General features: G+C 30.5%; 21 protein-coding genes. 15 read left to right on the forward strand and 6 right to left on the reverse strand.

The annotated features are described in order from the left end of the window. Positions 1-6: 6 nt before the first annotated feature. Entirely contained in the window at positions 7-1,122 is a 1,116-nt protein-coding gene (locus NMSP_RS00245) for a thiamine biosynthesis protein (protein ID WP_086908295.1), read from the reverse strand. A gap of 84 nt (positions 1,123-1,206) precedes the next feature. Here NMSP_RS00245 and NMSP_RS00250 point away from each other — a divergent pair, with 84 nt between their 5' ends. From NMSP_RS00250 to NMSP_RS00260, 3 genes are read left to right on the forward strand one after another with little or no spacing between them, the layout of a single operon-like run. Beyond that, a complete protein-coding gene (locus NMSP_RS00250) occupies positions 1,207-1,923 on the forward strand; it encodes a phosphoadenylyl-sulfate reductase (protein ID WP_086908294.1) in 717 nt (238 codons plus the stop codon). A gap of 10 nt (positions 1,924-1,933) precedes the next feature. Further along, a complete protein-coding gene (sat, locus tag NMSP_RS00255) occupies positions 1,934-3,076 on the forward strand; it encodes a sulfate adenylyltransferase (protein ID WP_086906930.1) in 1,143 nt (380 codons plus the stop codon). A 30-nt stretch (positions 3,077-3,106) separates the two neighbouring features. After that, a complete protein-coding gene (locus NMSP_RS00260) occupies positions 3,107-3,772 on the forward strand; it encodes a hypothetical protein (protein ID WP_086906931.1) in 666 nt (221 codons plus the stop codon). Here NMSP_RS00260 and NMSP_RS00265 read toward each other — a convergent pair. Next, complete coding sequence (locus NMSP_RS00265) at positions 3,759-4,409, reverse strand: endonuclease III domain-containing protein (RefSeq protein ID WP_086906932.1); 651 nt, start codon at positions 4,407-4,409, stop codon at positions 3,759-3,761. The genes NMSP_RS00260 and NMSP_RS00265 overlap by 14 nt on opposite strands. A gap of 54 nt (positions 4,410-4,463) precedes the next feature. Between NMSP_RS00265 and NMSP_RS00270 the strand changes: the two genes are divergently transcribed. Continuing rightward, positions 4,464-5,618, forward strand: coding sequence for an aconitase X (locus NMSP_RS00270; RefSeq protein WP_086906933.1), 1,155 nt, complete (start codon positions 4,464-4,466; stop codon positions 5,616-5,618). Next, the gene (locus NMSP_RS00275; protein WP_086906934.1) at positions 5,615-6,004 is read left to right on the forward strand and encodes an aconitase X swivel domain-containing protein; all 390 of its coding nucleotides are present in this window, start codon (positions 5,615-5,617) and stop codon (positions 6,002-6,004) included. Before NMSP_RS00270 ends, NMSP_RS00275 begins: the two co-directional genes overlap by 4 nt. On the opposite strand, the gene rqcH is transcribed toward NMSP_RS00275, so the two are convergent. Continuing rightward, positions 5,982-7,931, reverse strand: a complete 1,950-nt coding sequence (rqcH, locus tag NMSP_RS00280) for a ribosome rescue protein RqcH (RefSeq protein WP_086906935.1) — start codon at positions 7,929-7,931, stop codon at positions 5,982-5,984. The genes NMSP_RS00275 and rqcH overlap by 23 nt on opposite strands. A 104-nt stretch (positions 7,932-8,035) precedes the next feature. Here rqcH and NMSP_RS00285 point away from each other — a divergent pair, with 104 nt between their 5' ends. From NMSP_RS00285 to cobM, 5 genes are all read left to right on the forward strand, one after another. Then, the gene (locus NMSP_RS00285) at positions 8,036-8,518 is read left to right on the forward strand and encodes a hypothetical protein (RefSeq protein WP_086906936.1); all 483 of its coding nucleotides are present in this window, start codon (positions 8,036-8,038) and stop codon (positions 8,516-8,518) included. Between the two features lie 26 nt (positions 8,519-8,544). After that, positions 8,545-9,135, forward strand: a complete 591-nt coding sequence (gene cbiT, locus NMSP_RS00290) for a precorrin-6Y C5,15-methyltransferase (decarboxylating) subunit CbiT (protein WP_086906937.1) — start codon at positions 8,545-8,547, stop codon at positions 9,133-9,135. A gap of 83 nt (positions 9,136-9,218) precedes the next feature. Next, complete coding sequence (locus NMSP_RS08735) at positions 9,219-10,346, forward strand: CFI-box-CTERM domain-containing protein (protein WP_318779017.1); 1,128 nt, start codon at positions 9,219-9,221, stop codon at positions 10,344-10,346. Positions 10,347-10,549: 203 nt separating this feature from the next. Continuing rightward, positions 10,550-11,272 (forward strand): precorrin-2 C(20)-methyltransferase, encoded by a 723-nt coding sequence (cobI, locus tag NMSP_RS00300; RefSeq protein WP_086906938.1) that lies wholly within the window; start codon positions 10,550-10,552, stop codon positions 11,270-11,272. Further along, positions 11,265-12,029, forward strand: a complete 765-nt coding sequence (cobM, locus tag NMSP_RS00305) for a precorrin-4 C(11)-methyltransferase (RefSeq protein WP_086906939.1) — start codon at positions 11,265-11,267, stop codon at positions 12,027-12,029. The genes cobI and cobM overlap by 8 nt, the downstream gene beginning before the upstream one ends. Here the strand turns inward: cobM and NMSP_RS00310 are convergent. Then, positions 12,022-12,786: a glutamate racemase gene (locus NMSP_RS00310; RefSeq protein ID WP_086906940.1), complete on the reverse strand. Its 765-nt coding sequence runs from the start codon at positions 12,784-12,786 to the stop codon at positions 12,022-12,024. The two genes, cobM and NMSP_RS00310, sit on opposite strands and share 8 nt — an antisense overlap. 106 nt (positions 12,787-12,892) lie before the next feature. Between NMSP_RS00310 and NMSP_RS00315 the strand changes: the two genes are divergently transcribed. Further along, positions 12,893-13,546 carry a Snf7 family protein gene (locus NMSP_RS00315; RefSeq protein ID WP_067957342.1) on the forward strand — a complete coding sequence of 218 codons (654 nt, stop codon included), beginning with the start codon at positions 12,893-12,895 and terminating at the stop codon, positions 13,544-13,546. Between the two features lie 73 nt (positions 13,547-13,619). Here NMSP_RS00315 and glyS read toward each other — a convergent pair whose 3' ends face one another. Both glyS and NMSP_RS00325 read right to left on the reverse strand, forming a co-directional pair. Further along, positions 13,620-15,077 carry a glycine--tRNA ligase gene (gene glyS, locus NMSP_RS00320; protein WP_086906941.1) on the reverse strand — a complete coding sequence of 486 codons (1,458 nt, stop codon included), beginning with the start codon at positions 15,075-15,077 and terminating at the stop codon, positions 13,620-13,622. A gap of 31 nt (positions 15,078-15,108) precedes the next feature. Continuing rightward, positions 15,109-15,948, reverse strand: a complete 840-nt coding sequence (locus NMSP_RS00325) for a deoxyribonuclease IV (RefSeq protein WP_086906942.1) — start codon at positions 15,946-15,948, stop codon at positions 15,109-15,111. An 86-nt stretch (positions 15,949-16,034) separates the two neighbouring features. On the opposite strand from NMSP_RS00325, the gene NMSP_RS00330 reads away from it, so the two are divergent. From NMSP_RS00330 to NMSP_RS00345, 4 genes are read left to right on the forward strand one after another with little or no spacing between them, the layout of a single operon-like run. Then, a complete protein-coding gene (locus tag NMSP_RS00330; protein WP_086906943.1) occupies positions 16,035-17,063 on the forward strand; it encodes a DNA primase in 1,029 nt (342 codons plus the stop codon). Beyond that, a complete protein-coding gene (locus NMSP_RS00335; RefSeq protein WP_086906944.1) occupies positions 17,063-18,187 on the forward strand; it encodes a DNA primase small subunit domain-containing protein in 1,125 nt (374 codons plus the stop codon). Before NMSP_RS00330 ends, NMSP_RS00335 begins: the two co-directional genes overlap by 1 nt. A gap of 47 nt (positions 18,188-18,234) precedes the next feature. Then, complete coding sequence (locus tag NMSP_RS00340) at positions 18,235-21,090, forward strand: UPF0182 family protein (protein WP_086906945.1); 2,856 nt, start codon at positions 18,235-18,237, stop codon at positions 21,088-21,090. Beyond that, on the forward strand, positions 21,091-21,633 hold the full coding sequence (locus tag NMSP_RS00345; RefSeq protein WP_086906946.1) for a glutamine amidotransferase-related protein: 543 nt from the start codon (positions 21,091-21,093) through the stop codon (positions 21,631-21,633). It abuts the gene before it with no gap. Positions 21,634-21,644 lie beyond the last annotated feature (11 nt).

Here is a 21,644-nt window from a genome sequence, read left to right on the forward strand (position 1 = left end):
AAATTTTCAATGATCTTCACTTAGAGAATCTAAAATATCATGAACATTATTTGCTCCTAATTTCACAGAAATTTCTTTTTTTGTCTTATGTGCAAATTCTACATCTGTTTTAGAAAATTTTGGAACATCATTTGATGTAATATTGATCATTTTTTCTAATTTTTTGATATTTCGCTCTAAACCAATCTCTTTTGCTTCTATAAACAATTGATTATCTACGCCTGCTAATGGAATGATTGGTATTTTCTTTTTACTAAAAATTCGATTTAAGGCATTATCAATAATGTTTGCAGGAAAAATCAATGGCGATAGGGATATGGATATTCTATTGTTTGAATAACTTAACAGAATTTCTATTATTGAATTTACGTAAATTAAATAATTTTTATTTCCATTTGGATTTATTTTTAAATTATAAAATTCTATTTCAATTTTTTCTTGCACTAATCTTGGGATTATCTGATTAATCATTTTTGCTAAATTCATTAATTCTGATTTTTGTCTATAACAAACTATTATTTTTGTATCATAACCTTGCTTTATGGTTTCATAACAAGATACTGCAGAAATTTCATCATAAATTGCACAAATTGTTTGTTGTCCCTGTGATTGATATGGTATTCCACCTTTTCCTGTATCTGAAAAAATGGAAATGTATGCATAGTTTTTTGTTAAATATGTATAAAGTAATTTATCAAATTTTTCTTCAGTTCCTGGATGAGCACCCAAATTAGATTTTTTTTCAATAATATTTGACGTCGCAGCTATTTCTACATCTTTAACAAGAAATCCTTTTGATATTCCTTCTACTGTAACTAAAAATTTTTCTCCTTTTAATAATAAATTACCTCCAATAGATGTAATTTCTGAAATAATATTTTGAAAATCATTTTTGACCTGTCTTGCAATAGTAATTTTTTCTATACCAAAAAGTAAATTGATAGCTGATGATGCAAATACTGGATCATTTGCATTAACTAAAATAATATCTCCATCACGTTTTACAGAACTATATTTTTGATTTTTAATTTTAAGAATCTTTTTGATATTTTTAATTAATTGAGGAATTTTATTTTTAGAAAATATGCTTGGGAAAACTACTACATATGATATTTCATCCATCTTTTCTCCTTTCAATTCTACTTGTTTATAATTTAGCATAATTTTTTGGGTAATCAATATAAAAGAAATATTTTAAATGAAAATGTGACAAAATTTACACAAGAACAAGTGGATGAACTTAATTCAACAATTAAAACTACTGAAGAAGCTTTACAATGGGTATCTGATAATTTGCACCCTAAAGTTGCAAAGGCATCAAGCTTTGGTGCTGAAGATGCAGTTGTCATGGATATAATGTTAAAAATTAATCCTAATTTTCGATTTTTTACTCTTGATACTGGTAGACTTCCACAAGAAACTTATGATATTATGGATATTGTTAGAAAAAAATACAATATTTCAATTGAAGTCTTGTTTCCTGATACAAAAGAAGTTGAAGAAATGGTAAAAGAAAAAGGATTGAATCTTTTCTATGAAAGTGTAGATAATAGAAAACTTTGTTGTGAAATACGTAAAGTTCATCCAATGAATAAAATGCTGAATACTTTAGATGGTTGGATTACTGGATTAAGACGTGATCAAACAAAAAATCGAGAAGATGTTAAAATTTTCCAATTAGATCATGGACATGGAGAAATTTTAAAAATTAATCCAATCGTTAATTGGACCTGGGAACAAATTCAAGAATATATTAAAAAAAATAATTTACCGTACAATAGTCTTCTTGACAAAGGTTTTCCAAGTATTGGATGTGAACCTTGTACTAGAGCGATCAAACCTGGTGAAGATATTCGTGCAGGTAGATGGTGGTGGGAACAAGATGGCAACAAAGAGTGTGGCCTTCATATAGACCATAAATAGAGGTTCAGATATGTCTGAAAATAATTCAATTAAAGCACATGGTGGAGTTTTAGTTAATCGAATTACTAAAGTGGATTCTACAGGATTATTTTCAATTAGTATTTCTGAAGATTTAGCAAATGATGTAGAAAATATTGCTGATGGAATTTTTAGTCCTTTAGAAGGATTTTTGGGTCAACAAGACTTTGAAAGTGTTGTTTCTCGCGGAAGACTAGCTAATGATTTAGCATGGACCATTCCAATTGTACTTGATGTAGATGAAGAAACTGCTTCTAAAATGAAAGAAGCTGGAGATGTTTTATTAAAAAATCCTGATAATGTTGGGGTTGCTGTATTACATGTAGATGAAACATTTACTTTTGATAAGGAGAAAACAGCTCAGGGAGTTTACGGCACTACGGATTCATCACACCCTGGTGTTGCATATACAATGTCAATGAAAGATTTTCTTGTTGGTGGAAAAATTGATTTTATTCAAAGACCAAATGACACTGAAATACGAAATAACAGATTAACACCAATTCAAACTAGAGAATCTTTTGAAAAAGCAGGTTGGAAAACAATTTGTGCTTTTCAAACAAGAAATCCACCACATGTGGCACATGAAATGTTACAAAAAACATCTATTACTACTCGTGATGGTGTTTTTGTAAATCCTGTAATTGGTAAGAAAAAATCTGGTGATTTTGTAGATGAAGTAATTGTAAAATGTTATGAAACTATGATAAAATTATACTATCCTGAAAATAGATGTCAACTTGGTACACTTCATACACAAATGAAATATGCAGGTCCAAAAGAAGCAATACATCATGCAATTATGAGACAAAACTATGGTTGTACTCATATCATTATAGGACGTGATCATGCTGGTGTAGGTAAATTCTATGATCCAATGGCTGCCCAAAAAATCTTTGATGATTATCCAGAATTAGAAATTTCTCCAGTCTTTTTCCCACCTTTCTTTTATTGTAAGAAATGTTTAACGTACACAACTCCTAAGGCATGTCCTCATGATAATGATGTAAAAGAGCAAATAAGTGGAACAGCACTTCGTGAGATGATTCAAAATGGACAAGCACCATCTGAATTTATTTTAAGACCAGAAGTAGCACAAGTAATTTTAGAACATCCAAAGCCTTTTGTTGATTAGATATTTATTCAAACAAATTTACATTAGCTCATGAAGTATTTCTTTTTAGGAATTTTATTTCTAGGATTTTTGATAACTCCTGCATTTGCTCAGGAACAAACAAATCCATCATTATTAATTGAAAACCTGGAAATCTCTGCTGAAAAATTTAATACAGTTTTACGAAATGCCCCGTTAATTCCACTTGATAATGTTCATACTTTAAGTTGGCAAGTTACACTTGATAATAATTTACTTTATGCAAATCCAAACGGAAATGCAGTTTTTCGAATATATGATAAAGAAGATAACAATGAATTCATTGAAGTAGGAATGGGTTCACAACCTGATTACAAATTTTGGGTTGCAGTCCAAACTCCTGATGAGGGATACGTTGTTGTTCATAGAGATTTAGATAGAGGATGGTATCCTCAGGCAAAATCTATTGTATCTTACACTGATAGAGCAGGCCTAACTGTTAACAATGGAGCTAGAATTGTTGTTACAAATTTGGATATTGGAAAATTTGAGATTGAATCATACTCAGTTCATGGAATGGAAGGAAGTACTGATCCTCCTGCAGTTAATTCAGGAATATATCTTGCTGAAATTTTATCTGGTGACCCAGGAAAAAACATGTTTGCATTCTTTCCGTTTGCTGTTGCAGCAGGAGTTGGAATTTTAGTTGGAACTTTATATCTGACTAAGAGGCGTTAGCGTCTTTATAATATTTACAACTTTTTTTAATTTTACAAACATCACACATTGGTGAAATTGGTTTACAAATATTTTGACCATACATGACAAATGTGTCATTGATATCAATCCAATATTTTTTGTCTATTTTTTTCATTAACTCTTGTTCTGTTTCTTCTGGATTCTTTGTTTCAACTAAACCTAATCTATTTGAAATTCTATGAACATGAATGTCCACTGGTATAGCTGGTTTTTCAAATGCATAAACTAAAACACAATTAGCAGTTTTTCTTCCAACACCTGGTAATTCCACTAATGTTTCAAGATCTTCTGGAACTTTATCTTTGTATTTTTTATGAATTATTTTTGATACTTCTATTATCCTTTTAGATTTTACATGAAAAAATCCAATTGATTTTATTATTTTTTCTACATCTTTGACTTTTGCATTTGCAAGGTCTTTTGGATTTTTATATTTTTTAAATAATGCTTTTACTGCTTTTGTAGTTGTTTCATCCTTTGTTCTAGCTGAAAGAATTGTTCCTATCAAAATACTAAATGGACCTGTCTCTGCATTATGTAGATCTCTTAAAGCTGTAATTCTTGGAGGTTTTACAGAATTCATGGTATCTGTCATACCAGTTAGTATTTTTTTCATTTTCAATTAGAAATTACGCACAAGTATTATAACTGTAATAACAATATTTTGACATTGGAATTAACTCGTGAAGAAGAGTCTGCTCTAAAAGGTGAAAATGGGGAAACTATGCAAATGGCATACCGAATTCTAGTTGCAACCGGAGAAGCAACTGATGCTGAAAAATTAGTCCCAATTGAATGGGCTCATCTTTCTGGTGTAAATTATAATACAATTGGTGATGCAGGAGAAGAATTTCTTTCATCAATTAGTAAAGACGCCCGTGTTTCAGTAAAAACAACATTGAACCCAATGGGTTTTGATATCGATAATGTATCTAATTACAAATTAGATGAAAATTTTATTTCCAAACAGCTCTCAATTAGAAATTCTTATGAAACAATGGGAGTAATTCCATCATTTTCCTGTATTCCATATGAAATTTTTGATATTCCAAAAAATGGAACACAAGTTGCATTTGCTGAAAGTAATGCAGCAATACATGCAAATTCTTATGATAATTTAAAAACAAACAAAGAAAGTGCATTCAGTGCATTAGCTAGTGCAATAGTTGGAAAAAGTCCTTATTCATCATTGCGTAAAGAAGATTCTCCAAACATTACAATTGAAATGAAAGTAAAAAATCCTAATGAATTATCATATGGAATGTTAGGCTTTTTTGCTGGAAAAGTGGGTGATACTTCTGTAAATATTTCTGGTCTTGCTGAAATGGATCAAAGACAATGTAAAGCAATGTGTGGTGGAATGGGAACTTCTGGAACTTGTGCTAAATTTAATTTTGGTGAAGGTGATTCAAATACTGAAAAAATAGAATTTGATGAAAAAGAAATGCAAAATGTACATGATGAACTCAATACTTCAGAAAAAGGGGATATAATCACATTGGGTAGTCCTCAATTAGGTTTAGATGAAATTTCAGATCTTACTGCTAAATTGAAAGGTCGTTCATTTGAAAAAAGATGTATGGTTTTCTTACCTAGAACAGTAAAAGAACAGGCACAAAAAATTGGGTATATTTCAGAACTTGAACGAGCTGGATGTGAAATTCTTTCTGATTGTTGTACATGTCTGACCCCATTGATATGTAAAGATGATGTCGATGCAGTAACCACTAATAGTATCAAAGGTGCATTTTATCTTAAAAATTCAAATGGTGTAGGTGTTAATCTAAAATCATTAAAAGAAATTGTAGAAGATGAAACACGATGAATAAAATTTTAGTTTCAGGTAAAGTGGAAGGAATTGTTTTAAAATCAAATGATCCAATTAATTTTTTAGGTACAGTTGATAAAAAAACTGGAATTATTAGCGATAAGAATCACACACTATTTGAAAAATCAATGAAAAATTTGGTTTTAGTATTTCCATCTGGAATCGGTAGCAGTGTTGGTGCATATACCATCTACTCTATAAAATCAAATAATACAGCACCAATTGCAATGATTTGTAAAAAGGCAGATCTAACAGTTGCTACAGGCTGTGCATTAGCAAATATTCCATTAATTACAATCAGTGATGAAGAATTTGAATCACTCAAAACTGGAATGAAATTATCTCTTGATACTGATTCAACTACTCTAATTCATTATCAGTAGAGATTTCTTTTTCTAAATCCCCTAAACTAATTTCTTTAATTTGACTTTTTCCAGCAGGTAAAGCACGTACAAATTCATCGATATTTATTTTTCTTGTAATATCTTCAAATATTTTTAAAAATTCAATTCTAATTTTTTTTGCACATTCTGCCATTTCTAATCCATTTGGTTCAATTATTGCATAACAAATAGAATTTTTTTTAATTGGTTCTGGCGGTCCGCATGTTAAAACATAATCATTATCTTCTAATTTTATTATCCCAACAGCTAATTTCAGGGTCTCAGATTTGATAAAATTTCGTTGCCCTTCTATTGTAAATGAGCCTTTAGGAAGAAATTCTCCACTGGGTGCAGATTTTTTTACTTGGTCTGGAAGTACCCAATAGGCACTAACTCCATACAATCCTTCTCTCCATGCTCTACTGAAACAGACTGTTGCAGAAGCTATTTCATTCATAGTTGTATCTGGTACATGTTCAGCATCCTTCAAAATAAAAAACGGTGATCCAAAAATATCACCATGAAAAACTTTATCGTCTTTATCTAGGTGTTTTCTAATTACAGCAGAATTTGATGCTGCATCTCTTCCACCGATTGTAAGAAATCCATCAGTAGTCGTAAACCATCTATATCTTTCAAACCAATTTTTCTTTCGAATTTCTGAAACTACTTCTAAATTTCTTTCAGATTCAGTTTGATTTTGGAATTTCTTTAATTTCTTTTCTGTTTTTTCTTTAATTGCTTGAATTGAATTAATGGCACCTGATTGTTTTTTTGCTTGATTAAACAAAACAGATGCAATTGATTGAAGTGGTGATTCTGTATTTATCTTAATTTTTTCATCTTCTACAATTATCATTGAAATTCCTTTTTCATTAATCAATTTTGCATTATTTGTTGCCAAAATTGCTTGTGCAGAATCGTTTGTTATTGAAATAATTCCTTTAGAAACCATCTCATAAAGTGAATTTGCTACATTTGTAATCTTTTTTGATTTTTCTTTTACTGTTGCAATTGCTTTTTCTTGTTCAGATATTTGAGTTTCTAAATCTTTAATTTTTTTGTCTGAACCACTAGTTTGAATTGATTTTCCCTTATCTACAATATTTTTTGTAAATACTGTGTCTAATCCATCAATAAATGTAGGAACACTAGTAATTTTACCTTCTAATTTCCCTAATTTTACTGGAAGAACTTCTATTTTTTCATTTTCAACAATTACTGGTTCATGATTTCCTAATACAATATCTGAAATAATATTTTTTGTAGTTTGATAAATTTTTTCTATTTCTTCTTTTGTTAATAAATTACCAATTTTTTTAGGATCTATATTTGTAATTTCAAAAACAGATTCAACATATTTTTTTGGTAATCCTAAAGTTCTTCCAAACCATTTTGCAGCAATTAAATCTGTATTTTTTAATTCATCAAAATCTGATTCTGTCAAATTAAAAATATCTAAATTATTTTCTGGAGGTTGCGTATAGTCTAATCCTACACTAAGTTTTCTATGTCTAACTTCAATTGAATGTTGTAAGGCTAAAATTTTCATTTCATTATTACAAAGTAGAATATTTCCATCCCCAAAAAATTCTCCAACTAAAATGAATTCTTTTCCAAATCCCTCAAATGTAAAATATGCAATTCTTTCAGCACCTATTTGTTCAATTTTTTTTAATTTTAATCGAAGTAAATCACTTCTTAACCTCTTCAACAATCTATTTGGCTCCATTTGATCAATCTTTACTTTAGTTAGCCAAACACCAGACGTTGATATCATCATAAAGAGATCGCTTTTTTCTGTATGATGAAGTTTGAATAGAATACTGTCTTTTGTTATTCCGTAGATATTACTGATATAGTATCCTTGAACTTGTTCAGAAATTTGATTTACTAAATATCTTAATTCGATTCCAGCTAATGCCATAATTATCGTGTTTAATCTCTAAAATTATACCCTTCCTATACTGTGCTCAAGATTTTACCAAAGATATTAAACATGGTTTGCTTGATTTACGCTAGAAATTTACTTTGGCCAAATTTAAAAAGAAAAAATCAGCACCTACGCCTGGAAATGATGATTCTAAACCTAAAATTGAAGAAAATATTGATATTCCTGAAACAGAAAATACTCCTCCTCCTACAAGTAATTCAAAAGAACCATCAAAAGATCCACCAATTAACGCTGCAGAAAAAAGTGAAAAGGATAAAAAATTAGCTAAATTATTTTGGATGCGTATTGCTTTAGGAGTTATTGCAGGTATTGCAACTACTTTTATTTTTGAAGACATTGAAGGTGAAGAAAGAAGATGGGCATCAATTGGATTTATGATAATAGTATTTTTTGGTTCAATAATAGTTGCTAAAGGAATGAATATGCAATTACCATCATCAGATAGAAAAAAAATTGTTACACAAGGTATAGGTAGCTACGTATTTTTGTATTTGTTTACATGGATTGTAAGTTATACATTAACACACCTTGGAGATATCTCTACAGGAATTAATTTATAATTAAATTTTGAATAGGACGAATCTTTATGTGGAATTATAAAACACCTGGCATTCCTGATGAACATTTTGAACGTGCTGAAAAAGTTCCAATTACTAAAGAAGAAGTAAGAACAATTCAACTCAGTAAAGCTAGATTGAAACCAGGTCAAATCGTTTATGATATTGGTTGTGGCAGTGGCTCTATTTCTGTAGAGGCTGGAATTCAAATTGAATCAACTGGAAAAGTGTTAGCAATTGATTATGATGAAAATGCTGTCGAATTAACTAAAAAGAATTTAAAAAAATTTAATCTTTCAAATGTTTCTGTACTTTTTGGAAATGCTAAAGAAAAAATATCTGATTTAGAAATAGCAGATGTTATTTTTATTGGAGGTACAGGTGGTGACACTAGTGATATTGTCAAACTTTCTGAAAATAAACTAAAAACTGGTGGTAGAATAGTAATTGGAATTATCCTAATTGAAACATTATATTCTGTTTTACAAATTCTTGACACTCTAAAGTTTGATTCTATTGATATTACACAAGTTACTATTTCTAAGAGCAGAAAAACTACTACTGGTACTATGATGTTAGCTAGAAATCCAGTCACTATAATATCTGCTACAAAAGTCTAATCTACATTGAATTGCTTTCATAAACAATTTTGTGCCTAGAAATCAATTGATTTCATAAATATGGCATATTATTGAGAATGATATTGAAACCTGTATTCATTATTGCAATAGTAGCAGTTGCCATGATTGGAGTTATGGTTCCAAGTGTTTTTGCACAACAGTTTGAAGATTTTGATTATACTATTCGAGGTGGAGAAGTTTTAAAATTTGAATTGGATTCAGATAATACATCTTTACTAATTTCCATTGATGCAAGGGCAAGAGGTGAATTAATCATAACATTACCTAGAGCCATAATTGATGCAAAAATAGGTTCTGAGGATACTGATTTTGATGTGTTTATTCGTGGAATGCAACTTTCTTCATATGAAGAAACCATCACTCCTTATGACAGAACAGTCACCATTCCTTTCAAAAGATCAAATGATGAATTATCTATTGTTGGAACACACATATTTTCACAACCTGCAGTCACAATGCAGACACAATCAATAGAGCAAATAGTACAATCAGAATTAAATGAAGAGATACCTAACAGACAAGCAAAATTATTGATATTTTCAGATACGGAATGGGCTGGTGCATTTCAATCTTCAAACATAGATTTTACTGAGATAGCTGGTCAAAATAATGAAGATGTTATTTTTGAATGTAATTCTAGTATGGGAAATCAAGCTCTATTTGGTGCAAAAATTCAAAAATTAACACAAGAAGGTTACTTGGAACTTTTTGTAATTCAAAATCAAAAAATATTATCACAGGGTTCTACTGAAGCAAGTTTTGGTGAAGTATACATTACAGATAATTGTTTTTCTAATTCTGGTCCTGTACCTGTACCTGAAGGTGGAGGTTGTCTAATTGCAACTGCAACTTATGGTTCTGAGATGTCGCAACAAGTGCAACAACTCAGAGAACTACGAGACAATCAATTGTTACAAACAGAATCTGGAACTGCATTCATGGGAACATTCAATGACATTTACTATTCATTCTCACCAGTTATAGCAGACATGGAACGTGAAAACCCATACTTCAAAGAAGCAGTAAAGCTTGCGATTACCCCAATGATCAGTTCATTGTCTTTAATGGAAAATGCTGAATCAGAATCAGAAGTTTTGAGTATTGGGATTTCAGTAATTGCACTAAACATTGGAATGTACCTAGGGCTTCCTGCCATAGTTGTAGTTGGAATTAGAAAAACAATTTTTTAAAATTGGAATAATTTTTGAGAAAAGTAACCTACAATACTCGAGAGGATTTGAATACTGTGGGTTCTTTCTCACATTAGATATAGCTTCATTACTTTTAAGACCATCAAAGTTAACAATTAATCCTTTGAAAAGCCACTAAGTTGTTTATTTTATTTACCAACATGTAATCTAGACTTTTAATTGGGGAAAAAGGCAACAAAATCATGCCTGGATTAATTGGAATTGGAGTGGGTCCTGGAGATGTAGAACTACTTACAGTAAAAGCAGTAAAAGCAATTCAGAATGCAGATATTATCATGTGTCCAGCTTCTAAAGAGACACGACCAAGTATTGCATTATCCGTTGTTTCATCCATTATAGATAAATCCAAGAATCAAGAAATTATTAAATTAATTTTTCCAATGACTAAAGATAAAGATATTCTAGAGGAATCATGGAAAAGAAATGCCAAAATAATGGCTGAAACTGTTTTGAAAGGAAAAAATGTTGTCTATCTAACAGTAGGTGATCCATATCTGTATAGTACATGGATTTACATGCATAGAGATTTGAAAGAAAAATACCCTGATATGAATATCAGTGTAGTTCCAGGTATTGTATCCATATTCTCATTTGCATCAAAGGTTGGAGTTAGTGTTGCAGAAGGAGCTGAAAAGGTTGCAATCATTCCATCCTGTTATGATTTATCTAGTGTAAAAGAAATTGCAAGACACTCTGAATCAATGATATTTCTTAAAGATGGTAGATATTTTGATCAAGTAATTGAGGTGCTGAAAGAATCTGGATTCCCAGATGATTCTCTTTTTGCAATTGGACAAGACTTGGGAACAGAAAATGAAATTATACGAACTATGAAATTAGGTGAAGTAAATGATGATTCGTTAACTACAAAATATTTTTCAATTTTGGTGGTAAAACGTGTCTAACGTTTTTTTTGTTGGTTGCGGTCCAGGTGATCCTGAACTTATTACAGTAAAGGCAAAAAAATTAATTCAAAAAGCTGATGTTGTAGTTTATTCTGGTTCATTAATTCCTGAACCAATTTTGAAATTATGTAAAAAAGGAAAACTTCATGATGCTGCAAAATTAGTTAGAGAAGAAATTTTTGATTTGTTATACAAAAATGCAAAAAAAGACAAACTAGTTGTTAGACTTCATGATGGTGATCCTGCAATTTATGGTGCAATAAGAGAACAGATTGATAATTTAGAAAAAAAAGGAATAGAATCTACTGTTGTGCCTGGAGTTACATCATTTTTAGCCTCGGCTGCAGCACTTGGAACTCAATTAACTCTACCTGGTGTCACTCAAACTATGATAATTACAAGAGCAGAAGCACGCACTAAGGTTCCTAAAAGAGAACAAATTTCTGAACTTGCAAAACATCAAGCTACATTAATTTTTTATCTTAGTGTTCATTTACTCAATAAAATTTCAAAAGAAGCTATTGAGGGAGGATACAAAAAAACTACACCTGTTGCAGTTGTTTACCGAGCAAGTAGAAAAGATCAAAAAATAATTATTGGAACACTTACAGATATTGCAAGTAAAGTGAAAGCTGAAAAAATTACAATGACTGCTATTGTGATCATTGGTGATGTAATTAAACCAAAATCTTATGAATATTCAAAACTTTATGATAAAACATTTACTCATGGATTTAGAAAAGCAAAAACTAAGTAGATAAATAATTTATTTTATTTTTAATACCAATTTTATTTAATTTATTTTTAAAATTAATTATATCACCTGATGTAAAAATTTTTAATGAATTTCTTTTTGATTGTTTATTTTTAATTTTATGTAAAATTTTTTTTGCAACTAAACTTCCTGGATCAACAAACTCAACTTTTGGGTATTCTATTTCTAATAATTTTTTTAGAAATAATAAATGAGTACTTGATAATGTAATTGTATCAATATTTTCTGTAATTATATAATCATCTAAACTTTTTTTAATTATTTTTTTACAATATTTTTTATTGTTGAGAAATTTTCCTGATTCCACTAAATCCACAAGATTTGAACCATCAATTTTAAAAATTTCATACGATTTTGGAATATTGTTTTCTGTAACATAATTTACTAGTCCTTTACTGTTAACTGAAGCCTTTGTTGCAAGTATTCCTATCTTTTTTGATTTTGATTTCTTCTGTGCTAATTTTAAAGGAGGTTTAACATCTACTACTTTCCCTATTTGTAAATTCAACATTAAACTAGGTGTGTTTGATGCAACAACAATAATGTCAGGCGTAAATTTTTCTTCTAACAAGTTGATTGTTTTTTTAATAATTGAGGCTATTTGAGCCTGGGATTTATTGCCATATGGATAATTCTTTTGATCTGCAAAATACACAATATCTGCTTTCATGTTTTTTTGAATTTCTTTAATTATTGAAAGTGAGCCTAATCCAGAATCAAATACAGCAATTTTTGCCAATAATTTATTTTGATTAATCAACCATTATAGTTTGTTAGCTAATTTTACTCAAAAGCTGATCTAAATTTACACCGTTGATTAAGACTAAATTTCTAAATCCATTATCATGCCAAACTTCGACAGTACATGGGCTCGACAAGAGACCCAAAGTGTAACTGGCAAACTACGCGATGCAGTAAAGCCTCAAGGTGCATTAAAACCACGTATTCAAACAGCAGTTAACAAACTACAAGTCCAAATTTCGAAAATGGACTCAATGTTAGGTAAATTGCAAGAAAGAGATGCGCAACTCTTTCAACGAGTCGTGACTGCAATGCAGCAACATGATACTAGCACAAGTAGAGTTTTGTCTAACGAATTAGCAGAAATTCGTAAAGTTACAAAGATGCTCGGCAACGCAAGAATGTCTTTAGAACAAGTTCAACTAAGACTGACAACTATTCATGATCTTGGTGATGCTATGGTAGCAATTGGACCAGCTATGTCTACAATGAAGGGATTGAAGTCATCGCTCGGAAGATTCATGCCAGAAGCTGATTCAGAATTGAATAGTATGACCCAGACACTTAATGGACTTATGATGGATTCACTTGCAGGAGACTCATTCAATATGGAGTCCGATGTTTCAAACGAAGAGACTGATAAGATTCTTCAAGAAGCATCCGCAGTAGCTGAGCAACAGATAGGAGATAAATTCCCATCTGTACCATCTTCAACAGGACTTTCGTCACAAACCTCTTCTACTTCTTCCTTTGAGTAGACAGTTGTGTTAGACGATTGTTACTATTTTTATTTATAATTTAAAAAATTTTTTACTAAATAATTTTACTAAGTTAAGGAAATCCTACAGAGTCAAATAAAATAGAATCAATTTTAGAAATTTCTACTCTACTTTGTTCCATCGAGTCTCTTTTTCTAATTGTCACTGTATTATCTTCTAATGTTTGATGATCAACTGTAATTGCAAATGGAGCACCAATCTCATCCAGTCTTCTATATCTTCTACCAATTGCCCCAGAATGATCTAAAAATGCGTCATATTTTCTTTTAATATTGAGAAAAATCTCATCAGTTTTTTCTTTTAATCCATCCTTTTTTACTAATGATAAAATTCCAACATGAACTGGAGATAAATATGGTTTTAATGATAGAACCATTCTTTCATGTTCTTCATCATTTTTTAAAGAATGTTCTAAGATTGTATATAGACTTCTGTCTATTCCCATAGAAATTTCAAAAACATGTGGTAAAACTTTTTCATCATTATCCATAACTTCAAATTTTTCTTTACTCATTTTTGCGTGACTAGACAAATCATAATCTGATCTATAATTACATGCCACAAGTTCAAGCCAACCTATTGTTGTTTCAACCTCAAAATCAAATGCAACTTCTGCATAGAAAGCTTTTTCCTTATCACCTAATTTTCTAAATCGACTTTTTGAAACATCGATTCCTGTTTTTTCATAGAATTCTGTTAAAATTCCTAAATAATATGCCACAAACTTATTTGGAACCGTACCTGATTCTAACGCCTCTTTACAAGTCATAGAAATTGGGTCACCATCCGTTTGAACTCTAATCACAGTCTTTTCTATTTCAGCAAATTTTTCAACATCATCTAACCTTCCTGGATTACAAAATACTTCAATTTCTGCTTGATAAAACTCTCTTAGACGAAGTAAACTTTGTCTAGGTGCGATTTCATTTCTAAAACTTTTCCCTACTTGAGCAATTCCTAATGGGAGTTTTCCTCTCATAGTTTTAAAAAGTCTAGGAAAATCAACAAATATTGATTGACATGTTTCAGGTCTCAGATATGCTTCTTCTTCTTGTGGTCCAATTCCAACTTTAAACATCATATTGAATTTTTTTGTTGAACTAAAATCACCTTTACATTTTGGACATTGAATTTTATTTTCTTTAATTGCATTATCAAATTCAATTAAATCTGCACTTTCAGGAATCTCGATATTTGCTATTTCCGCAATTGTTCTGTCTGCTCTAAATGTTGAATTACATTTTGTACATTTTATTATTGGATCTGCAAAATTACCTAGATGACCAGATGCTTCAAAAACTGATTTAGACATAATTTGAGAACCATCAATCTCCATCATTCCATCTCTTCTGATTAATTCTCTTCTCCATAATTCTAGAAATTTATTTTTTAGACTAACACCTGAAGGTCCATATTCCCAAAACCCAGCATTTGCATCTGAATAAACTTCACAACTTGGAAAATAAAATCCTCTCTCGAGTGCTAATTTCATGACTTCTTCATAATTCATTATTCATTTACCTCGATAATCGTATACATTTCTATGCACATCCTTTTGCAATTTTCACATTTTCAAAATCATTTCTGTCATCATCAATTGGAGTTTCTAAAATTATTGGGATTTTTTTCTTATTTGCAAATTTTACAACTGATGTTATGCCTTCTTTTCCTATTCCACCTAATCCTAAATGATAATGTCTATCAAGATTGCATCCGATCTCACCTCTTGCATCATTTAAATGAAGAATCTTCAAATTTTCTATTCCAACATGTTTGTCAAATTCTTTAAAAGTTTCTTTTACTTTTGTCTCTGTTCGTAAATCATATCCAGCGACAAATGCATGACATGTGTCAAGACAAACACCAAATTTTTTCTTTGGCTTTAATTGTTTAAAAATTTCCCCAAGTTGTTGGAAGTCGGAGCCAACAGAATTTTTTTGTCCGGCAGTATTCTCCAGTAAAATCATTACATCATTTTTTGTTTCACCAGCTCTCGTTAAACCTTCAACTAATTTTTTAATTCCAGCTTCTTCTCCAGTACCTAAATGACTTCCAAGATGTGTAACTAAATATGGTATTCCTAATTGTGCACATCTTTCAACTTCATTAATTAATGTCTTAACCGATTTTTCAAACCCGTCACTTTTTGGTGTAGCTAAATTTGGTAAATATGGCATATGTGCACATGTGGCAAATCTGTCAATTTTACTTGCTTTTAATTTTGATTTGAATAAGTTGATATCCTCTTTTGTGAGTTCTTTTGCATGCCATCCCCTTGGATTTCTTGTAAAAATCTGAAATGCAGAACATTCTCTTTCAACAGCATTATCCACTGATTTATCAATCGAACCAGATATTGAGACATGACAACCCACTTGCATACTTAGTTAATTTCTTAAAACATAATTTAAACCACCGTTCAAATCTTAAGAATCAGATTTTTATGTAAATTATTCAGTTAACTATTATGCTAGTTCTTGGACAAGATGAAAAAGCAAAATATCCATTTCTAGCAGATGCGGGTGAATATTTGAAAGATAAGGGTTTTTCTTTAACTCAATTTGGTAGTGATCCAGTTTTAAAATTATCCGTTGAAAAAGCACTTCATAGAATTAAGGTTGCAGCAGCAGGTGAAGTGTATAAATCCGATTTAATTGATGGTCAGGCATCAAAAGACTATGTTCTTGAAAGAGAAGTCTTTTCTTTTCTTTTAGCAATAGTTTTAATCAAATTAACTGGAATGTCTACCCTTGTCAAAAGATTTGCTTTGGCTGAAGCTAGAAGAGCAGAAAATTATTTAGAAAAAGATTTAGGAAATGCATCTAATAAATCTAAAATTGATTTAGCAACTAGAATTATTTATGATTTATTTAATATTGAAATTGTAAAAGAAAATGATTTTTTTGTAATACCTGTATCTGATTACTTGAAGCATTCAGTTACTTTTCATGAGCGTGAATGGAAATTAATTAACAGACATGTTGAAAATGGAAAAGTATTCCTTACTCCTGATAAAACTGTTAGATTAATTCGAAAGGAATTGGGAAATTATATTAGTTCTAAAATTACTAATGCACCTAAACCATCTATGATTCCTGGACTAGAAAAAATTGTTGACGAATTAATTTCAATTTCTAAAAAACTCACACCAACTTATACAATTACTACCGGAGAATATCCCCCATGCATCAAACATGCAATTGACGTTCTTGAAAAAGGTGAAAATCTTCCACATTCTGGTAGATTTATGCTTGCAACTTTTCTTTTGTCAAGAGGACAAACAGTTCAACAAATTGCACCGCTATTCAAAAATGCACCTGATTACAATCCTAGAGTTACACTTTACCAACTTAATCATCTTGCTGGAACTTCTGGAAGTGCAACAACATATGCCTGCCCTTCATGTGAGAAATTAAAAACACAGGATCTATGCTTTATCACAAAAGAATGTGACAATATCATTAATCCTTCACAATTTGGAAAAAAGAGAAAATAATGAATGAAATTGATATTAAATTTTTAGAAGATTCATTTAAAAAATATTATTTTAATCATTTAGAACTAATACCTGTTCCAGAACGTACATCTGAAAGAGAATTCGGATACCAAAAATTTGATTCTAATTTCTTTAATAGACACATTTCATTAAAAGATGAAAAAGAATTACATTTACTATTTATGCAAAATACTCCATCTGATGTTTATTGCTCAAATGCATACTATGCATTTCCAAATTCTCCTATGAATGAAAAAGATTGGAAAGAAGCTGATTTGATTTTTGATATTGATGCAAAAGATCTTAATTTACCCTGTAGACCAAACCATACTGTATCTATTTGTAATGAGTGTAATGAAGTTGAGAAAAATAGTAATCAATGTTTAAAATGTAATTCAACTAAATTAGAAAAAAAATCCTTACCATGTAAAATCTGTATGGATGCATCAAAAGTTGAAGTTCAAAAATTAATAGAAGTTTTAAATAATGATTTAGGAATTGAAAAAGAAAATATTCAAATTTATTTTTCAGGCAATGAAGGATTTCATGTTTATGTTTTTAATTCACAATTTCAAAAACTAGGTTCAAAAGAAAGATCTGAACTTGTTGATTACATTATGTTCCGTGGAGCAATTCCTGAAACATTTGGAATGAAAAAATTTAAACCAAATCGATCATTATTTCCTGATTTTAATCAAAAAGGATGGAGTGGAAGATTTTCAAAACAAGTTTTTGGTTCTAAATCAAAACGTTCAAAAATTATTTCAGAATTACTTGATAATGGTTACTCCTCATTCCAAAAAACACTTGATGGTGTTTCTGAACAAATTGGTGTAAAAATTGATCCTAATGTCACAATGGATATTCATAGAATTTTTAGATTGCCTGGTTCCATTAATAGTAAAAGTGGTTTAACTAAACTTCTCTGTACCGATATGACAAAATTTGATCCATACAGTGATGCATGCTTTCTTAATGATGAATCCGTTGAAGTCGTTGTAACGTGCCCAATAGAATTTAAGTTAAAAAATAAAAAATTTGGTCCATTTTTGAATGAAAAAATTACAATCCCAACTTATGCTGCAGCTTATTTAATTTGTAAAAAATTAGCAACAATTGCTTAATTTTGCTGGTAAGGCTTTAATTTAGTGAATCACGACTCAATGTGATTTTGTATAGCGCCTCTACTGATAAGCAGACTCCACCACCTGATACTGGAAAATTCATCAGATTAGTCATAATTGCTATTATAGGAATTGTAATTTTTGCGATGGTTGGAAATCAAGCAGTAGTTTTATCAATGAATTTCACTGAATTTGGTGAACAATTCACAAAACCGCTATACTATACTATTCTTTCAACTTTAATTTTATCAGCAATTGCCCTTATTCGTGTAAATATTTCTGGCAGATCCTCAATTTTCTGGTATGGTATCAATACTGCAATTGGATTTATTGCTAGAGGCCCTCAACAATCTGTTTCAGCAGATATTGAAAGTTTTAGAGATTACAAATTAACATCTCCACAATTCATTCTTTGGCAAATTACTAAGATTCTCCTATTTGGTGCATTCTTTGCAAATATCATGTTTGGATTTGCAGCAATGTCATTTATCGATGGAAATACTTTGGGTGTCGAAAATTTGCCAAATTTATTCTCCTTACCATTTGTAACTCCTGAAACAAATCCAAACTATGCATCTGAAGAAGTAGTTCCAATGATTCCTGCATTAGTTATCTTAATTCCACCTATTCTTGCAGCAATTGGTTTACGTTTAGTTTTGTATGTTGGTATTCATAGAATTATTGATGTAGTTACAACTTATTTGAAAGACTCTAAAGAAGGAAAACCACGTTATCTGAATTATGTTTCTACAATAGAAGGAATTTTTGGAATTGCAGTTTTATGGGTAGGAGTTAATCTTTTCTTTACTGATCAAATTGACTATAATACAAGATATGTCATTGGTGGAACACTTGCTATTGGTGCAGCTTTAATTGCATTTTCAATTATTGATAGAATAAGAGCACGAGTATTAACTCATATGTTTAAGCGTGATGTAATTATTAGATTTGCAACAATTCTTCTAATTGGATTGATAGTTGGTGGTACTGTTGCAGTTAACAATAGTATTGCCGATGCTAAAAAAATTGAATTTTTAGGACCGTACACTGCTCAACAAATTGGTGTTAATAGATATCTAGGAGAACTAAATGAAGTACAAGAAAATATTCATGATGTTCAACTAACATCAGTTTCTGCAAATAATATTAAAAATTATGTTACACAAAATAGTGATGTATTAGATGTCATTCGAGTTTGGGATTGGGAAGCTGCATTTGCCAAATTAAAGCCTGAGATAGGATTAATTCCATATGTAGATTTTGAAGATAATGATATTCTTAGATTTAACAATACTTTGTATTGGACTGCTTCAATGAAACCAATTTTGCCAACTTCAGTTAGTCTTGATAATAGATGGTACAATGAACATCTTGTTTATACTCACGTTCCAGAAGGATTTTTGACTCTAGAAGCAACTGATGGTCAGATTGTTGATAGTGGTGAGTTTTTCAAACAAAGAGAAATTTACTATGGTGAAGGTGGTTTGTTTGAACAAACCTGGTCTGGTTATCCAACTGGAAGAGGAGATACAAGTGCAGAATTAGGTGGCGTATCTTATTCTGGAATCGGAGGTCTAGATGTTCCACCACCACTAAGTTGGATATTCGAACCAAACTTTTTGCTTTCATTCCCAGGTGAATCTGTTCACATTATGAGATACAAAGATGTACATGATAGAATGGAAACATTGTATCCATATTTCTTATATGATTTGTTTGGAAAAGAATTGGATTCATTACCTGTAACTGATGGTGAAAATTCCTATTGGCTAATTCCATTAATTATTGGATTTGATACACGTGATGTTCCTTGGTCTGTTGGTAATCCGTATTTACGTTTAGTAGGTTATGCACTAGTTGATTCGTATAACGGAGATATTCAATTATTGAAAACCGGAGATGATTTCTTTTCAGATATGTTTGCTAATCAATACTCTGAACAATTCCAACCAATGCCAGCTTGGTTAGAGGAACAAATCAGATATCCAGTTGAATTGTTTAATTGGAAAACAGAGATGTACAATATTTACCACGTAACTAATGTTGAAACATTCATCCAAGCAAATGAATTTTATGAAATTCCACGAGGACTTGACACATATTATGTTGAAGCAAAACCACCTGGATTTGAACAAACATCATTTTTGGGATTACTTTCATTGGAATTGAAAGGCTCACAAGGAAGAAATCTTGCAGGATATATGGTAGTTGAAAATGATCTTGCTAATTTAGGTAATTTACAATTTTATGAAATACCATTGGATTCTGAAACTAAATTAATTGGACCTACTGCAGTAAGAGAAGCTCTTGACAGAGATCCTGAATTTGCTCAATTAAAGACATTATTGAGGAATCCAAGAATTGGTGATAACATTTTGTATCGTGTAGGTGATCATGATGTGTACTTTATTCCTGTTTACACAGCTGGTGCTGGTGGTGTAGTTGCACAATTAGGTACAATTGCAGCTGTTGGTGCAGCATTCAATGGAGAATACTTTGTAGGACTGGGTGATACTCAAGAAGAAGCATTTGAACAATATTTGAAAAAGGTATCAGGTGTAGCATCAACTACAACGACTGCAGATGATGATTATGTTGAATTACTAAAATCAGACAGAATTGATATTATAAAATCTATATTTGAAAACAATGAAATTGTTATTGCTGAACCAACATCAATTCAAATTCCATTATCATTTAATGAAGGTGAATTGTTCTTCTTTACTGAAGATGATCGTGCTGATACAGAGGAATTCTTATCCAAATTCATAGATGACTTTGTAAAACCACGAAGTGATAGAGTATTCATGTGGGAAGAAGATACAATTTTGAACATTGGAACTGTGTATGTGAAAGATGGATTACCTGAGATACATTATGTATCAATTGAGGTTGGCAACTAATTGCTTCTAGTTGTTGATAATGGTTCCATCTATACAAAACAACTAACAGATTTCTTAACCCAAAAAAATTTTTCCTTTGAAAAACATACTCCCGACACTTTAGAATTAAATTCATTAAAAAAATATGAATCAATAATTTTATCTGGAAGAAGAAAAAATGACAAAAAAATTAATGAAATAAATTCAAAAGTTATAAAATATTCAATTGATAATAATAAAAAATTACTTGGTATTTGTTATGGAGCTGAAATACTAGCTCTTACTTTAGGTGGTACTATTAGAAAAACAACTTCTATTCAAAAAGGTGATGAAATTATTGAAATTTTAGAAAATAATTTAACTTCAAAAAAATCAATCACAGTTTTTGAAAGTCATTCTTTTGAAATTTCTAAATTACCCTCAATGTTAATTGCAACTGGAAAATCAAGAAATTGTAAATATGAAATTATTAAACATAAGGAAAAATCAATTTTTGGAACTCAATTCCACCCTGAAATGAGTGTTGATGGCAATAATTTAATTGAAAATTTTTGCTCACTTTGATTGATTTAATA

Origin of the sequence: Candidatus Nitrosomarinus catalina (assembly GCF_002156965.1) — an archaeon.
Taxonomy (GTDB): Archaea; Thermoproteota; Nitrososphaeria; order Nitrososphaerales; family Nitrosopumilaceae; genus Nitrosopumilus; species Nitrosopumilus catalinensis.

Bases quoted from the DNA above. Each gene is read 5' to 3' on its own strand.
- NMSP_RS00245 (WP_086908295.1), bottom strand. From the start codon at position 1,122: ATGGATGAAATATCATATGTAGTAGTTTTCCCAAGCATATTTTCTAAA.
- sat (WP_086906930.1), top strand. From the start codon at position 1,934: ATGTCTGAAAATAATTCAATTAAAGCACATGGTGGAGTTTTAGTTAAT.
- NMSP_RS00260 (WP_086906931.1), top strand. From the start codon at position 3,107: ATGAAGTATTTCTTTTTAGGAATTTTATTTCTAGGATTTTTGATAACT.
- NMSP_RS00265 (WP_086906932.1), bottom strand. From the start codon at position 4,409: ATGAAAAAAATACTAACTGGTATGACAGATACCATGAATTCTGTAAAA.
- NMSP_RS00275 (WP_086906934.1), top strand. From the start codon at position 5,615: ATGAATAAAATTTTAGTTTCAGGTAAAGTGGAAGGAATTGTTTTAAAA.
- rqcH (WP_086906935.1), bottom strand. From the start codon at position 7,931: ATGGCATTAGCTGGAATCGAATTAAGATATTTAGTAAATCAAATTTCT.
- cbiT (WP_086906937.1), top strand. From the start codon at position 8,545: ATGTGGAATTATAAAACACCTGGCATTCCTGATGAACATTTTGAACGT.
- cobI (WP_086906938.1), top strand. From the start codon at position 10,550: ATGCCTGGATTAATTGGAATTGGAGTGGGTCCTGGAGATGTAGAACTA.
- NMSP_RS00315 (WP_067957342.1), top strand. From the start codon at position 12,893: ATGCCAAACTTCGACAGTACATGGGCTCGACAAGAGACCCAAAGTGTA.
- glyS (WP_086906941.1), bottom strand. From the start codon at position 15,077: ATGAATTATGAAGAAGTCATGAAATTAGCACTCGAGAGAGGATTTTAT.
- NMSP_RS00325 (WP_086906942.1), bottom strand. From the start codon at position 15,948: ATGCAAGTGGGTTGTCATGTCTCAATATCTGGTTCGATTGATAAATCA.
- NMSP_RS00330 (WP_086906943.1), top strand. From the start codon at position 16,035: ATGCTAGTTCTTGGACAAGATGAAAAAGCAAAATATCCATTTCTAGCA.
- NMSP_RS00335 (WP_086906944.1), top strand. From the start codon at position 17,063: ATGAATGAAATTGATATTAAATTTTTAGAAGATTCATTTAAAAAATAT.